12 protein-coding genes are annotated in these 14,188 nt (G+C 69.1%); 11 read left to right on the top strand and 1 reads right to left on the bottom strand.

All coding sequences use genetic code 11. The features are described 5' to 3' along the window. The 7 genes from D183_RS0114605 to lpxC all read left to right on the top strand — a co-directional run. The coding region (locus tag D183_RS0114605; RefSeq protein ID WP_017909653.1) for a glycosyltransferase at nt 1–724 on the top strand (724 nt) is incomplete at its 5' end. Further along, a complete protein-coding gene (gene murC, locus D183_RS0114600; protein WP_010340124.1) occupies nt 721–2,157 on the top strand; it encodes a UDP-N-acetylmuramate--L-alanine ligase in 1,437 nt (478 codons plus the stop codon). The genes D183_RS0114605 and murC, both read left to right, overlap by 4 nt. Continuing rightward, a complete protein-coding gene (locus D183_RS0114595) occupies nt 2,154–3,095 on the top strand; it encodes a D-alanine--D-alanine ligase (RefSeq protein ID WP_017909652.1) in 942 nt (313 codons plus the stop codon). Before murC ends, D183_RS0114595 begins: the two co-directional genes overlap by 4 nt. A 130-nt stretch (nt 3,096–3,225) precedes the next feature. After that, nucleotides 3,226–4,080, top strand: coding sequence for a cell division protein FtsQ/DivIB (locus tag D183_RS0114590; RefSeq protein WP_017909651.1), 855 nt, complete (start codon nt 3,226–3,228; stop codon nt 4,078–4,080). Then, nucleotides 4,077–5,312 (top strand): cell division protein FtsA, encoded by a 1,236-nt coding sequence (ftsA, locus tag D183_RS0114585; RefSeq protein ID WP_010340121.1) that lies wholly within the window; start codon nt 4,077–4,079, stop codon nt 5,310–5,312. Before D183_RS0114590 ends, ftsA begins: the two co-directional genes overlap by 4 nt. Before the next feature lie 280 nt (nt 5,313–5,592). Continuing rightward, entirely contained in the window at nt 5,593–6,819 is a 1,227-nt protein-coding gene (ftsZ, locus tag D183_RS0114580) for a cell division protein FtsZ (protein WP_017909650.1), read from the top strand. Nucleotides 6,820–7,199: 380 nt separating this feature from the next. Beyond that, nucleotides 7,200–8,114, top strand: a complete 915-nt coding sequence (gene lpxC / locus D183_RS0114575; protein WP_010340119.1) for a UDP-3-O-acyl-N-acetylglucosamine deacetylase — start codon at nt 7,200–7,202, stop codon at nt 8,112–8,114. Nucleotides 8,115–8,258: 144 nt separating this feature from the next. Here the strand turns inward: lpxC and D183_RS0114570 are convergent, their stop codons facing one another. Further along, nucleotides 8,259–8,735 (bottom strand): DUF721 domain-containing protein, encoded by a 477-nt coding sequence (locus D183_RS0114570; protein ID WP_017909649.1) that lies wholly within the window; start codon nt 8,733–8,735, stop codon nt 8,259–8,261. Nucleotides 8,736–8,745: 10 nt separating this feature from the next. On the opposite strand from D183_RS0114570, the gene D183_RS0114565 reads away from it, so the two are divergent. The 4 genes from D183_RS0114565 to D183_RS0114550 form a co-directional block, all read left to right on the top strand. Further along, nucleotides 8,746–9,693 (top strand): peptidoglycan DD-metalloendopeptidase family protein, encoded by a 948-nt coding sequence (locus D183_RS0114565; RefSeq protein ID WP_017916714.1) that lies wholly within the window; start codon nt 8,746–8,748, stop codon nt 9,691–9,693. Nucleotides 9,694–9,856: 163 nt separating this feature from the next. Next, nucleotides 9,857–12,598 (top strand): preprotein translocase subunit SecA, encoded by a 2,742-nt coding sequence (gene secA / locus D183_RS0114560; RefSeq protein ID WP_017909647.1) that lies wholly within the window; start codon nt 9,857–9,859, stop codon nt 12,596–12,598. Between the two features lie 296 nt (nt 12,599–12,894). Next, nucleotides 12,895–13,269 (top strand): VOC family protein, encoded by a 375-nt coding sequence (locus tag D183_RS0114555; protein WP_017909646.1) that lies wholly within the window; start codon nt 12,895–12,897, stop codon nt 13,267–13,269. 289 nt (nt 13,270–13,558) lie between these two features. Beyond that, on the top strand, nt 13,559–14,188 hold a 630-nt coding region (locus tag D183_RS0114550), incomplete at its 3' end, for a Nudix family hydrolase (RefSeq protein ID WP_017909645.1).

The raw sequence follows: 14,188 nt of genomic DNA, 5'->3' as shown, positions 1-14,188 counted from the left end.
TGCGCAGCGCCTGGCGGCGCGCCACGGCGCGCCCCGGCTGCTGGTGCTGGGCGGCAGCCAGGGCGCGCGCGTACTCAACCAGGCACTGCCGCAGGCGCTGGCCGCGCTCGGCACGGCCGTCGAGGTGCGCCACCAGTGCGGCGAAGCGCTGCGCGAGGAAGCCGCGCGCGCCTATGCCGATGCAGGCGTCGCCGCCAGCGTCGAAGCCTTCATCGGCGACATGGCCGCCGCCTACGCCTGGGCCGACCTGGTGGTGTGCCGCGCCGGCGCCTCGACCCTGGCCGAACTGTGCGCGGTCGGCATCGGCAGCGTGCTGGTGCCGTTCGCCGCCGCCGTCGACGACCACCAGACCCGCAACGCCGAATACCTGGTCGAGCGCGGCGCCGCCGTGCTGCTGAAGCAGGACGATGCCCTGGCCGGCCACCTGCAGCGCGTGCTGCGCGACCTGCTGGCGCAGCCGGCGCAGCGCCTGGCAATGGCCGAGGCCGCGCGCCAGCTGGCCAAGCCGGATGCGGCCGAGCGGATTGCGGACATCGTTTTGGAAGAAGCCGGGAATGGAGAACCGGGAATGGGGAATGGGTACAAGCACAATCAAGGGCAGAATCACGCAGTGACACACGCAGACACGAACACGCGGCAGGCACGGATCGCTGCAGCCGCCGCGCTTCTTCCAATTCCCGATTCCCGTTTCCCCATTCCCGCCTCCGCAGGAGGCCAGCAATGATCCGCCGCCTCCACGACACCGGTGATCTGGTCCGTGCGTTCCCGCGCGTGCACTTCGTCGGCATCGGCGGCACCGGCATGAGCGGTATCGCCGAGGTCATGCTGACCCTGGGCTATGAGGTGTCCGGCTCGGACAACGCCGACAATGCCGCCACCCGACGCCTGGTCAAGCTCGGCGCGCGGGTGATGCGCGGGCACTCGGCGGCCAACGTGCTCGGTACCGACTGCGTGGTGGTGTCCAGCGCGATCCGCGAAGACAACCCGGAACTGATGGAAGCGCGCAGCCAGCGCATTCCGATCATGCCGCGCGCGGCGATGCTCGCCGAACTGATGCGCTTCCGCCGCGGCATCGCGGTGGCCGGCACCCACGGCAAGACCACCACCACCAGCCTGGCCGCGGCGGTGCTCAGCGAAGGCGGGCTGGACCCGACCTTCGTGATCGGCGGGCAGCTGCTCGCCGCCGGCGCCAACGCCAAGCTCGGCGGCGGCCAGTGGCTGGTGGCCGAGGCCGACGAGAGCGACGGCAGCTTCCTGCGCCTGAACCCGTTGATCTCGGTCATCACCAACATCGATGCCGATCACCTGGAGAACTACGGCAACGACTTCGCCCGGGTCCAGGCCGCGTTCGCCGAGTTCCTGCAGCGCCTGCCGTTCTACGGCCTGGCGGTGCTGTGCATCGACGATCCGGAAGTGGCCGCGCTGGCGGCGAAGACCCCGCGCCACGTGATGAGCTACGGCCTCAGCGAGAACGCCGACGTGCGCGCCGAGGACGTGGTGCAGGACGGCCCGCGCATGCGCTTCACCCTGCGCCTGCCCGAAGGCAGCAGCATCCCGGTGACCCTGGCGCTGCCGGGCCGCCACAACGTGCTCAACGCGCTGGCCGCCGCCGCCATCGGCTGGCAACTGGGCGTGGCGCCGGAGGCGATCGCCAGCGCGCTGCAGAGCTTCGCCGGCATCGGCCGCCGCTTCAACGACCTGGGCGAAGTGACCACCGCCGGCGGCGCGCGCGTGCGCGTGGTCGACGACTACGGCCACCACCCGCGCGAGCTGGCCGCGGTGTTCGCCGCCGCCCGCGGCGGCTGGCCGGACAAGCGCCTGGTAGTGGCGTTCCAGCCGCATCGCTACAGCCGCACCCGCGACCAGTTCGACGCCTTCGCCGCGGTGCTGTCGGAAGTGGACGCGCTGGTGCTCAGCGAGGTCTACCCGGCCGGCGAGGCGCCGATCCCGGGGGCAGACGCACGCTCGCTGGCGCGCGCGATCCGCGCGCGCGGCCGCAGCGAACCGGTGGTGGTCGGCCAGGTCGGCGAACTCGACAGCGTGCTGCCGGACGTGCTGCAGGACGGCGACCTGCTGCTGATGATGGGCGCGGGCGACATCGGTTACGTGGCCCAGCACATCGCCCAGCACGGCTTCGCCGGCGGAGCCGACGCATGAGCGCGCAGACCCTGCCGCCGCCGCGCGTCACCGACCCGGCCGCGTTCGGCCGCGTCGCCGTGCTGCTCGGCGGCACCTCCAGCGAACGCGAGGTGTCGCTGAACTCCGGCGCCAACGTGCTCGAGGCGCTGCGCAGCCGCGGCGTCGACGCGCAGCCGGTGGACGGCATTCCCGCCTTGCTCGAGCGCATCCGCGCCGGCGAGGTCGATCGCGTGTTCAACATCCTGCACGGCGGCGACGGCGAGAACGGCGTGCTGCAGGGCCTGCTGCGCGCCCTGCAGGTGCCGTTCACCGGTCCCGACGTGCTCGGCAGCGCGCTGACCCTGGACAAGATCCGCACCAAGCAGGTGTGGATCGCCGCCGGCCTGCCGACCCCGGGCTTCGCCCGCATCGACGCCCAGGCCGACCTGGCCGTGGCCGCAACCGCGCTGGGCTACCCGCTGTTCGTCAAGCCCGCCTGCGAAGGCTCCAGCGTCGGCGTGTTCCGCGTGCTGTCCGAGGCCGACCTGGCGCCGGTGCGCGCCTTTGCCGCCGACTACCGCGGCGAACTGCTGATGGAGCAGATGGTGCAGGGCGAGGAGTACACCGTCGGCATCCTCGGCGACGTCGCGCTGCCGTCGATCCGCATCGTCCCCGCCGGCGACTGGTACGACTACCACGCCAAGTACATCGCCGAGGACACCCAGTACCTGTGCCCGGGCATGGACGGTGAGGACGAGACCGAGATCCGCCAGCTCGCGCTGCAGGCCTTCGCCGCGGCCGGCTGCAGCGGCTGGGGCCGCGTGGATGTGATGCGCGACCGCGTGCGCGGCCTGCAACTGATCGAGGTCAACACCGCCCCGGGCATGACCAGCCATTCGCTGGTGCCCAAGGCCGCGGCGCAGCTGGGCGTGGATTTCGCCGGCCTGTGCTGGCGCATCCTGGAGCAGACGCTGTGACGCCGGGATTGGGGATTCGGGATTTGGGATTCGCACCGTCGGCGCTTCGCGCCGCCGGCGAGTTCCGCTGCGCGCGTTGCGCCAATCCCCAATCCCCAATCCCCAATCCCGCGCACCGAAAGGTGCGCCAATGAACGCCTCCCTGCGCATCCTCGCCTGGTTGCTGGCGCTGGCCCTGGTCGCGCTGCCGATCGTGGCCGTGCTCAACGGCTGGGTCGGGGCCGAGCGCTGGCCGCTGAGCCGGCTGCAGGTGAGCGGCGATTTCAAGCGCGTGTCCGCCGAGCAGTTGCGTCAGGTGGTGCTGCCGTACGCGCGGCGCGGCTTCTTCGCGGTGCGCCTGCAGGATGCGCAGGACGCGATCGAGCGCCTGCCGTGGGTCGAGAGCGCGCGCGTGCGCAAGCGCTGGCCGGACGTGCTGGAAGTGCGCGTCGTCGAGCACCGCCCGTTCGCGCGCTGGGGCGAAGACCGCATGCTGTCCGAGCAGGGCCGCATCTTCGCCCTGCCCAACGAACTGCGCGACGTGGCCCTGCCGCACCTGGCCGGCCCGGACGCCAAGGCCGCCGACGTGGTCGCGCTGTACAACACCTCGCGCGCACTGTTCGCGCCGGTGGGTTTGCCGGTGCAGGGCGTGGCCCTGGACGCGCGCGGCAGTTGGTCGCTGGCGCTGGGCAACGGCGTGCAGGTGGTGGTCGGCCGCGACGACGCGCGCGCGCGCCTGGAGCGCTTCGCCCGGGTGCTGCCGCAACTGCTGCAGCCGGGCCAGCCGCCGCTGGCGCGCGCCGATCTTCGCTACACCAACGGATTCACCGTGGCATGGGTACCCGAGAGCAAAGAGCCGAGTAAGGAGCCGGGCAAGGAGAAGAAGCCTGCGGCGCCGGCCCAGCCCGCGCGGCACGCGGCACTGGCCGACCCTCCATCCCATCGCGAGAGCCCGCTCTTCTCCCTTCCCCATTCCCGATTCTCTATTTCCGGCTCCAAGACATGAACCGCAAAGGCGACAAATCCCTCATCGTTGGACTGGACATCGGCACCTCCAAGGTCGTCGCGCTGGTCGGCGAATACTCGCCCGGCAACCCGATCGAGGTGATCGGCATCGGTTCGCACGAATCGCGCGGGCTCAAGCGCGGCGTGGTCGTGGACATCGAATCCACCGTGCAGTCGATCCAGCGCGCGATCGAGGAAGCCGAGCTGATGGCCGGCTGCGAGATCCGCTCGGTCTACGCGTCGATCTCGGGCAACCACGTGCAGTGCAAGAACTCGCCGGGCATCGTGCCGATCCGCGACGGCGAGGTGACCTGGAACGACCTGGACCGCGTGCTGGAAGCGGCCAAGGCGGTGGCGATCCCGGCCGACCAGCGCATCCTCCACGCGATCCCGCGCGAGTACGTGCTGGACGATTCGCAGGAAGGGATCCGCAACCCGGTCGGCATGACCGGCGTGCGCCTGGAGGTGCACGCGCACCTGGTGGTGTGCGCGCAGTCGGCCGCGGCCAACATCAGCAAGTGCGTGCAGCGCTGCGGCCTGCAGGTGGACGACCTGATCCTGTCCTCGCTGGCGTCCTCGGTGGCGGTGCTGACCGCCGACGAGCGCGAGCTGGGCGTGGTGCTGGTGGACATGGGCGCCGGCACCACCGACCTGGCGGTGTTCGTGCAGGGCGCGATCTGCCACACCGCCTCGCTGCCGATCGCCGGCGACCACGTCACCAACGACATCGCGCACATGCTGCGCACGCCGACCCCGGAAGCCGAGCAGATCAAGGTGCGCTACGCCTGCGCGCTGGCGCAGCTGGCCACCGCGGAAGAAAGCATCCAGGTGCCCAGCGTCGGCGACCGCCCGCCGCGGCGCATGCCGCGCCATTCGCTGGCGCAGGCGGTGCAGGGCCGCTACGAGGAAATCTTCGAGATGGTGCAGGCGGAACTGCGCCGCTCCGGCTTCGAGGAACTGGTGCGCGCCGGCATGGTGCTGACCGGCGGCGCCTCGAAGATGGAAGGCGTGGTCGAACTGGCCGAGGAAATGGTGCAGATGCCGGTGCGCGTGGGCATTCCCCAGCACGTCACCGGCCTGGGCGAAGTCGTCGGCAACCCGGTCCACGCCACCGGCGTGGGCCTGCTGCTGATGGGCAGCCAGATCGAACACCCACGCCGCCCGTCGCTGCCGACCGGCCGCGCCGGCAGCTTGTTCAAGAAATTGAAGAACTGGTATCGCGGCGAGTTTTGATAAGGCCGGGATTCGGGATTGGAGATTTGGGATTGGTGGAGCAACAGCGGTAGGTAGAGAGAGTGGAGAGCGGTAGGTAGACGATAGGTTTTTTTGCAGTGATTCCGCTGCGGAGAGGGTGACGGACCGGAGAGTCGCTTTTGCGAATCCCCACTCCCGAATCCCGAATCCCGGCATCCAAACAACAACACTCGCCGGACGGAGAGGCGGGACGCAGGATCGGAGTACTTCCGAATCCCCAATCCCCAATCCCGAATCCCGGCTCAAAGAGGAAACGGACATGGCGCATTTCGAACTGATTGAAAAGATGGCACCCAATGCAGTGATCAAGGTGGTCGGCGTGGGCGGCGGCGGCGGCAACGCGGTCGCGCACATGGTCAGCAGCAGCGTGGACGGCGTGGAGTTCATCACCGCCAACACCGACTCGCAGGCGATCAAGAACTGCGGCGCCAAGCTGCAGCTGCAGCTCGGCACCAACGTCACCAAGGGCCTGGGCGCGGGTGCGAACCCGGAAGTCGGCCGCCAGGCCGCGCTGGAAGACCGCGAACGCATCATGGACGCGCTGCAGGGCGCGGACATGGTGTTCATCACCGCCGGTATGGGCGGCGGCACCGGCACCGGCGCTGCGCCGGTGGTGGCGCAGCTGGCCAAGGAAATGGGCATCCTGACCGTGGCCGTGGTCACCAAACCGTTCCCGTTCGAAGGCCGCCGCCGCATGCAGGTGGCGCTGAAGGGCATCGAGGAACTGAGCCAGCACTGCGACTCGCTGATCACCATTCCGAATGAAAAGCTGATCACCGTGCTCGGCCGCAACGCCACCATGATCCAGGCGTTCCGCGCCGCCAACGACGTGCTGCAGGGCGCGGTGCAGGGCATCGCCGACCTGATCGTGCGTCCGGGCCTGATCAACGTCGACTTCGCCGACGTGCGCACCGTGATGTCGGAAATGGGCCTGGCGATGATGGGCACCGGTTCGGCCCGCGGCGACGACCGCGCGCAGGCCGCCGCCGAAGCGGCGATCCAGAACCCGCTGCTGGACGACGTCAACCTGGCCGGCGCCAACGGCATCCTGGTCAACATCACCGCCGGCCCGGACTTCACCATGGCCGAGTTCGACGAGATCGGCCGCACCATCGAAGGCTTCTCCTCCGAGGACGCCACCGTGGTGGTCGGCACCGTGCTGGATCCGGACATGCAGGACGAAGTGCGCGTGACCGTGGTCGCCACCGGCCTGAACCGTGCGGTGTCGCGCCAGTCGCAGCGTCCGGAGCAGCGTGCGCCGATCAAGCTGGTGCGCAACGCCACCACCGGCCAGCCGGAGTTCGGCGACTTCGAGCACGGCGGCGATGCCGTGTCCAAGGCGGTCGGCGGTGCGATGGGCCTGGGCCTGCGTCGTCCGAGCGGCGACGGCATGGGCGCAGCGCCGTCCGCACCGGCGCCGGCCGCGGCCGACCTGCCGAGCGACTACCTAGACATCCCGGCGTTCCTGCGCCGCCAGGCCGACTGATGCCGTCCTTGGCGCAGCCGTCCGGCTTGCGGATGGGCCTGCCCGGCCATCCATGGCCGGGCGCGGGGCCGCTCGCGACGCAGTGCGTCGCAAGCAAGCGGCCCGCCCTGCGCCGCCAGGCCGACTGAGGTCTGCGTCATCGGCCGGCGCGTGCGCCGGCCCGCAACACCGCCGTCCAGGAGCGCCTCCCTGGCCGGCGCGCCGTGTCCCTTGCTGCCGGGTCCCCGCGACCCGGCAGGTTTTTGCGACCGCGACGCCGGCACGGGCCAGCGTTGCACCGATGGGATGCTGTGACCGCTTTGTTAAAATTTAGCTAAACGCGTGATATTCTCGTTGTCTGTTCAGTTCCCGTGCGAACAGACGTTCCCAGACTGTCTGCCATGACCCAGCAACGCACCCTCAAGAACACGATCCGCGCCACCGGCGTGGGCCTGCACAGCGGCGACAAGGTCTACATGACCCTGCGCCCCGCACCGGCCGACCACGGCATCGTGTTCCGACGCGTGGACCTGGATCCGGCAGTGGACGTGCCGGCCGATGCCGAGCTGGTCACCGAGACCACGCTGTGCACCGGCCTGAGCCGCGGCCAGGCCAAGATCCAGACGGTGGAGCACCTGATGTCGGCGATGGCCGGCCTCGGCGTGGACAACGCCATCGTCGAACTGTCCTCGGCCGAACTGCCGATCATGGACGGCTCGGCCGGCCCGTTCGTGTTCCTGCTGCAGTCGGCGGGCATCGTCGAGCAGGACAAGGCCAAGCGCTTCATCCGCATCAAGCGCGAGGTCGAAGTGCGCGACGGCGACAAGATCGCCCGTTTCGTGCCCTACGACGGCGGCTACAAGCTCGGTTTCACCATCCAGTTCGACCACCCGATGATTCCGGCCAAGCAGTCGCGCCAGGAGATCGAGTTCTCGACGATGGCCTACATCAAGGAAATCTCCCGCGCGCGCACCTTCGGCTTCATGCGCGACCTGGAGTACATGCGCGAGCGCAATCTCGGCCTGGGCGGTTCGATGGACAACGCCATCGTGCTCGACGAGTTCCGCGTGCTCAACGACGACGGCCTGCGCTACGCCGACGAGTTCGTGCGCCACAAGATCCTCGATGCGATCGGCGACCTGTACCTGGCCGGCGGTGCCATCCTCGGCGCCTACGAGGGCTACAAGTCCGGCCACGCACTGAACAACAAGCTGGTCCGCGCCCTGCTCGCCGAGCAGGCGGCGTGGGAATGGGTCAGCTTCGAATCCGCCGCGCAGCAGGCGCCGGTGGCCTACGGGGCGGCGGCTTACGCCTGAACCGTTCAACCCGGTGACGGCCGGGTGGGTATCACGGAATCGGCAATCGGCCGTTCCTTCTTCTCCCCTTAACGCCGATTTAACGAATCGGTAACGACCTCGCGCCCGACGCCCGCTAGGATGCGTCGGTCGCGGCGTGCGTGTCTACGTACGTCGACGGCCACGGTCGGAGCCCGTGGTCGCATCGGGCGTCGCGGAGACGACGTCCTGCAGGGAAGCCAGTGCCTCGCGCAGCCCCTTGTGCGTGGCCGCAGAAACCGGAGCCGGCGTGCTTCTTGCCTGCTGCATTGGGGAATGCGCGGGTGCAGTCGCAGTCTTGACGGTCACTTTGGTGGCTTTCAGCCCGAGGGAACGGGCCGCAGCAAGTATGTCGGCCTCGGCCAGCCTGACCCGGGCGTGCCAGACCGGAGACTCAACGAGAAAAACGAGCTGTTCGCCGTTCACATTGGCCAACCGGCAACGGGGCGCCAGGTTCGGCGGCAAATGGGGGCGTAACTGCCGGTCCAGCGCGTCGAGCCACAGGGCGCGGCGCAACGGGTCGCCCGCCTTGTCCGCCAGTGCGGCGTCCAGCGCCGGCTGCGGCGTGGCGGTATGGCCTTCGCCGGACTTTCGCTTAGACATGAAAACTCATATGACGTTCAAGAAGATCGTAATCCGTTCCAGTGAAAAGGGGGTCAAGACGTTGCCGTGGCGATTGCGCGAATTCGCCGATCGTCGCCCCCTCGCCGCGCTCGGTGCGGTGCTCGGCCTCGGCATGGTACTCGGCATCGGCGTCAGCGCCGCAGCCGGATGGGGTGGTTCGGCGCAGATGCGCGCCAAGCTCGAGCGGCAGGACCAGGAACTGGCGCAGGTGCGCCGCGACGCGCAGACCCAGGTCAACGCCCTGGCGGCGCGGCTGGGCGAACTGCAGGCGCAGGCGACCCGGCTCAACGCGCTCGGCGATCGCCTGACCCGCATGGGCAAGCTGCAGGACGGCGAGTTCGATTTCGACCAGCCGGTCGGCGTCGGTGGCGGCGACGACGAGCCCAGCCACGACATGCCCGCGCAGCAGCTCGGCAAGGAACTGGACGGGCTGCAGCAGCAGTTCGCCACCTCCGGCCAGCAGCTGTCGGTGCTGGAATCGCTGCTGTTCGACCACCAGCTGGACCAGAACGCGGTGCCCTCGCGGATGCCGATCCGCAACAGCTACATCACCTCGGCCTTCGGCGGCCGCGCCGATCCGTTCGGCCGCGGTACCGGCAACCACAAGGGCATCGACTTCCACGCCAACGTCGGCGACCCGGTGCTGGCGGTGGCCGACGGCGTGGTCAGCTACGCCGGCGTGCGCGGCGGCTACGGCAACGTGGTCGAGGTCGACCACGGCAACGGCTATGTCACCCGCTACGCGCACAATTCGCGGCTGTCGGTGAAGGTCGGCGACCTGGTGCGGGTCGGCCAGGAAGTGGCCAAGGCCGGCTCCACCGGCCGTTCCACCGGTGCCCACGTGCATTTCGAGGTCTGGAAGGACGGGGTGGTGGTGAACCCGGCCAAGTTCCTCGGCGATGGCGCCATTCCGGTGGGCCGCCGCGGCCGTGGCTGAGCTGCGCGGGGGCTGGCGTGCCGGCGCTTGAATCGCCGGGCGCCGCCCCAAGCTACAATGTGCTTTGCCATCGACAGGGCGCCTCGCGCCCTGTTTCGTTTGCGGCCCGTCGATTCCCTGGGGATCGGGCCGTCGAGGCGTTCCTTTCCAACCGGTTCCTTCAATGATCAACAGTCTGCTTACTCGCGTTTTCGGTAGCCGCAACGAGCGCCAACTGCGCCAGCTCCACCGTATCGTCGCCAAGATCAATGCGCTGGAGCCGGAGATGGAGCAGCTCTCCGACGAGCAGCTGCAGGCCAAGACCCCGGAACTGCGTGGCCGCATCGCCGGCGGCGAGACCCTGGATAAGGTGCTGCCGGAAGCGTTCGCGGTGTGCCGCGAGGCCAGCCGACGCGTGCTGGGCATGCGCCACTACGACGTGCAGTTGATCGGCGGCATGGTCCTGCACCTGGGCAAGATCGCGGAAATGCGCACCGGCGAGGGCAAGACCCTGGTCGCGACGCTGCCGGTGTACCTCAACGCGCTGGAAGACAAGGGCGTGCACGTGGTCACCGTCAACGACTACCTGGCGCGCCGCGACGCCGCGCAGATGGGCAAGCTGTACAACTGGCTGGGCCTGAGCGTGGGCGTGGTGTACCCGGGCATGCCGCACAGCGACAAGCACGCCGCCTACGCCGCCGACATCACCTACGGCACCAACAACGAATTCGGCTTCGACTACCTGCGCGACAACATGGCGCTGTCCAAGGCCGACCGCTTCCAGCGCGGCCTCAACTACGCCATCGTCGACGAGGTCGACTCGATCCTGATCGACGAAGCGCGTACCCCGCTGATCATCTCCGGCCCGGCCGACGAGTCGCCGGAGCTGTACATCCGCGTCAATCGCATCGTGCCGCAGTTGGTCAAGCAGGAGTCGGAAGAGGGCGAGGGCGACTTCTGGGTCGACGAGAAGGGCAAGCAGGTGCATCTGTCCGAGGCGGGCATGGAGCACGCCGAAGAACTGCTGCGCGCCGCCGGCATCCTCACCGACGAGGAAGACCGCCTGTACGGCGCGCAGAACCTCAGCGTGGTCCACCACCTCAACGCGGCGCTGCGCGCACACGCGATCTACCAGCGCGACGTCGACTACATCGTGCGCGACGGCGAGGTGGTGATCGTCGACGAGTTCACCGGCCGCACCCTGCCGGGCCGCCGTTGGTCCGACGGCCTGCACCAGGCGGTGGAAGCGAAGGAAGGCGTGCCGGTGCAGCGCGAGAACCAGACGCTGGCCAGCATCACCTTCCAGAACCTGTTCCGCATGTACAAGAAGCTGTCCGGCATGACCGGTACGGCCGATACCGAAGCCTACGAGTTCCAGAGCATCTACGGCCTGGAAGTGGTGGTGATCCCGACCAACCGCCCGACCATCCGCAAGGACTGGCCGGACCAGGTGTTCCTCAACCGCCAGGGCAAGTTCAACGCGGTGCTGGCCGACATCGAGGACTGCGCCAAGCGCGGCCAGCCGGTGCTGGTCGGTACCACCTCGATCGAGACCTCGGAGATGCTGTCCGAGCACCTGCGCAAGGCGGGCGTGAAGCACGAAGTGCTCAACGCCAAGCAGCACGAGCGCGAAGCGCAGATCGTCGCCAACGCCGGCCAGCCGGGCGCGGTGACCATCGCCACCAACATGGCCGGCCGCGGTACCGATATCGTGCTCGGCGGCTCGCTGGAAGCCGAACTGCATGCGTTGGGCGAGGAGCTTGACGACGCGACGCGCGCGCGTCTGAAGGCGGCCTGGCAGGAGCGCCACGACGCGGTCAAGGCCGCCGGCGGCCTGCACATCATCGGCACCGAGCGCCACGAGTCGCGGCGTATCGACAACCAGCTGCGCGGCCGTTCCGGCCGCCAGGGCGACCCGGGTTCCTCGCGGTTCTACCTGTCGCTGGAAGACAACCTGATGCGCATCTTCGCCTCGGATTGGGTGCAGAAGGCGATGCGCATGATGGGCATGAAGGAAGACGACGTCATCGAGGACAAGCTGGTCAGCCGGCAGATCGAGAAGGCGCAGCGCAAGGTCGAGGCGCACAACTTCGACATCCGCAAGAACCTGCTCGACTTCGACGACGTCAACAACGACCAGCGCAAGGTGATCTACGCCCAGCGCGACGAACTGCTGGACGCCGAGTCGGTCAAGGAGAACGTCGACGGCATCCGCGACGACGTGATCTACGACATCGTGTCGCGCTTCGTGCCGCCGAACTCGGTGGACGACCAGTGGGACCTGCCGGGCCTGGAAGCCACGCTGGCCAGCGAACTCGGCCTGTCGCTGTCGATCACCGACCTGGTCAAGCGCCACGAGGAACTGGACGCGGACGGTATCGTCGAGAAGGTGCGCGAGGAAGTGGACCGCCATTTCCGCGAGAAGGAATCGGCGATCGGCGGCGAGACCATGCGCGCGCTGGAGAAGCACGTGATGCTCACCGTGCTCGACCAGAGCTGGAAGGAGCATCTGGCGCGCATGGACTACCTGCGCCAGGGCATCCACCTGCGCGGCTACGCCCAGAAGCAGCCCAAGCAGGAATACAAGAAGGAAGCGTTCGAGCTGTTCTCTGAGATGCTGGAGCACGCCAAGCGCGAAGTGGTCACCCTGCTGGCGCGGGTGCGCATCCGCAGCGAGGAGGAAGTGGCCGCGCTCGAAGCGCAGGAGCGTCAGCAGGTGGAGGCGCAGTTGCGCCAGGCCCAGTTCCAGCACCAGGACGCCGGCGGTTACGGCGCCGACGAGGAAGCCGAGCAGGTGCAGCGCGGCGAGGCGGGTGCGCCGACCGTGGCGCAGGTGACCCGCGAAGCGCCGAAGGTCGGCCGCAACGATCCGTGCCCCTGCGGTAGCGGCAAGAAGTACAAGCACTGCCACGGCCAGCTGAGCTGAGCCTGACGTTGCGCGGACCGCTGCGCAATCGCGCGGCGGCTCCGCATTCGGTGTCGCACGCTGTGGGTGCCGGGGCGCCAGCCATGACACCCCCACGCCGGCTCGTGCACTCCCTTCGGCGAGGGAGTGAGCGACGGATGCAGGTGCTGGGTCGATCACACATTTGCGAATAGCCCTGCCTTGCGCGGGGCATTCTGTTTTTGGGAAGGGCTTGGAGCGATGCGCTTGCCGACGTGGCGTACCGTGCGTGCGGCGCGTAGGCTGGCCGATGTCGCCATTGCCTCTGTAGGCCTGCCGTGGAGCCTTCGCCCAGCCTGGAACTGAAGGCCTTCGTGCCGGCGCAGGATCTCGCGCTGTCGGCGCGGTTCTATGCCGACGTAGGCTTCGCGCCCGAGCCGCTCGGCGACGGCCTGATCTGCTTCCGCCATGGCGACCGTTGCGCGTTCCTGCTGCAGGATTTCTACCACGCGGGCCTGGCGCACAACCTCGTGCTGCATCTGTGGGTGGAGGACGCCGATGCCTGGTGGCGGCGGCTGCAGGCAGCCGATTTGGCGGGCCGTTACGGCGCACGCCTGGGCGAACCCGGGGACCGTCCCTGGGGCATGCGCGACTTCACCATGCACGACCCCGGTGGCGTGCTGTGGCGGATCGGCCAAAGCCTGAGCGCCTGAGCAGGCGGCGGTGGTGGAAGTGCGGCAATCACCGCCATGCGCGCCGCCGCAGCGCGTTGCGCGGCGCGCGCCGGGCAGCGTTGCAGGCGGACAAGCGCCCACTCACGGCCATTTCCGATGACGCTCTGGCGTTGCTGCGGTAGCGCCTGCCATCAGTGGCGCGCCGCCAAAAAGACCATCGCCTGGGGACTGCCTGGCTGCGTGGGCGTCGCTGCCCTCCACAGCCGATCGGCGCCAATGTGCCCCTGGTTGATTGCGCTGGCGCTGCCGGAAACGGCAAGCTTGCGCCATGTCCGAACCGCTCAGATCCATTCATGTCGTCGCCGGCGTCATCACCGATGCGCGCGGCCGTATCCTGCTGACCCGCCGTACCGAGGGCCGCGACCTCGCCGGGCTGTGGGAATTCCCCGGCGGCAAGCGCGAACCCGGCGAGACCTCGGAGCAGGCGTTGGTGCGCGAGTTGCAGGAGGAACTGGGCATCGAGGCCGTCGTCGGCGAGTGGCTGATGGAAGTGCCGCAGCGCTACCCGGACAAGCGGCTGCGCCTGGAAGTGCGCCAGGTGGCGGCGTGGAAGGGCACGCCGCGCGGCCGCGAGGGCCAGGCGCTGACATGGGTGAGCGCCGACAAGCTGGGCCGCTACGCGATGCCGCCGGCCGACCAGCCGGTGGTGGCGATGCTGCGCCAGCCCGCCTGCTACCTGGTGACGCCGGAGCCGGCCGAGCCGGGTCCCTGGTTGGCGGCGCTGGAGCGCGCGCTGGACGCCGGCGTGCGCCGCGTGCAGTTGCGTGCGCGCAGCCTGTCGGCCGAGCAGTGGGCGCCGCTGGCGCGGACCGCGGCGACGCTGTGCGCGACGCGTGGCGCGCAGGTGCTGCTCAACCGCGACGTGGCGCTGGCCCAGGAACTGGGTGTGGGCGTGCAC

The organism is Xanthomonas sp. SHU 199 (assembly GCF_000364665.1).
In the GTDB taxonomy this organism is placed as follows: Bacteria; Pseudomonadota; Gammaproteobacteria; order Xanthomonadales; family Xanthomonadaceae; genus Xanthomonas_A; species Xanthomonas_A sontii.
This window is presented reverse-complemented; position numbering and strand designations above follow the sequence as displayed.

Coding starts and splice junctions, on each gene's coding strand:
- D183_RS0114595 (WP_017909652.1), top strand. CDS start 2,154: ATGAGCGCGCAGACCCTGCCGCCGCCGCGCGTCACCGACCCGGCCGCG.
- murC (WP_010340124.1), top strand. CDS start 721: ATGATCCGCCGCCTCCACGACACCGGTGATCTGGTCCGTGCGTTCCCG.
- ftsA (WP_010340121.1), top strand. CDS start 4,077: ATGAACCGCAAAGGCGACAAATCCCTCATCGTTGGACTGGACATCGGC.
- D183_RS0114570 (WP_017909649.1), bottom strand. CDS start 8,735: ATGTCTAAGCGAAAGTCCGGCGAAGGCCATACCGCCACGCCGCAGCCG.
- secA (WP_017909647.1), top strand. CDS start 9,857: ATGATCAACAGTCTGCTTACTCGCGTTTTCGGTAGCCGCAACGAGCGC.
- D183_RS0114590 (WP_017909651.1), top strand. CDS start 3,226: ATGAACGCCTCCCTGCGCATCCTCGCCTGGTTGCTGGCGCTGGCCCTG.
- D183_RS0114565 (WP_017916714.1), top strand. CDS start 8,746: ATGACGTTCAAGAAGATCGTAATCCGTTCCAGTGAAAAGGGGGTCAAG.
- lpxC (WP_010340119.1), top strand. CDS start 7,200: ATGACCCAGCAACGCACCCTCAAGAACACGATCCGCGCCACCGGCGTG.
- ftsZ (WP_017909650.1), top strand. CDS start 5,593: ATGGCGCATTTCGAACTGATTGAAAAGATGGCACCCAATGCAGTGATC.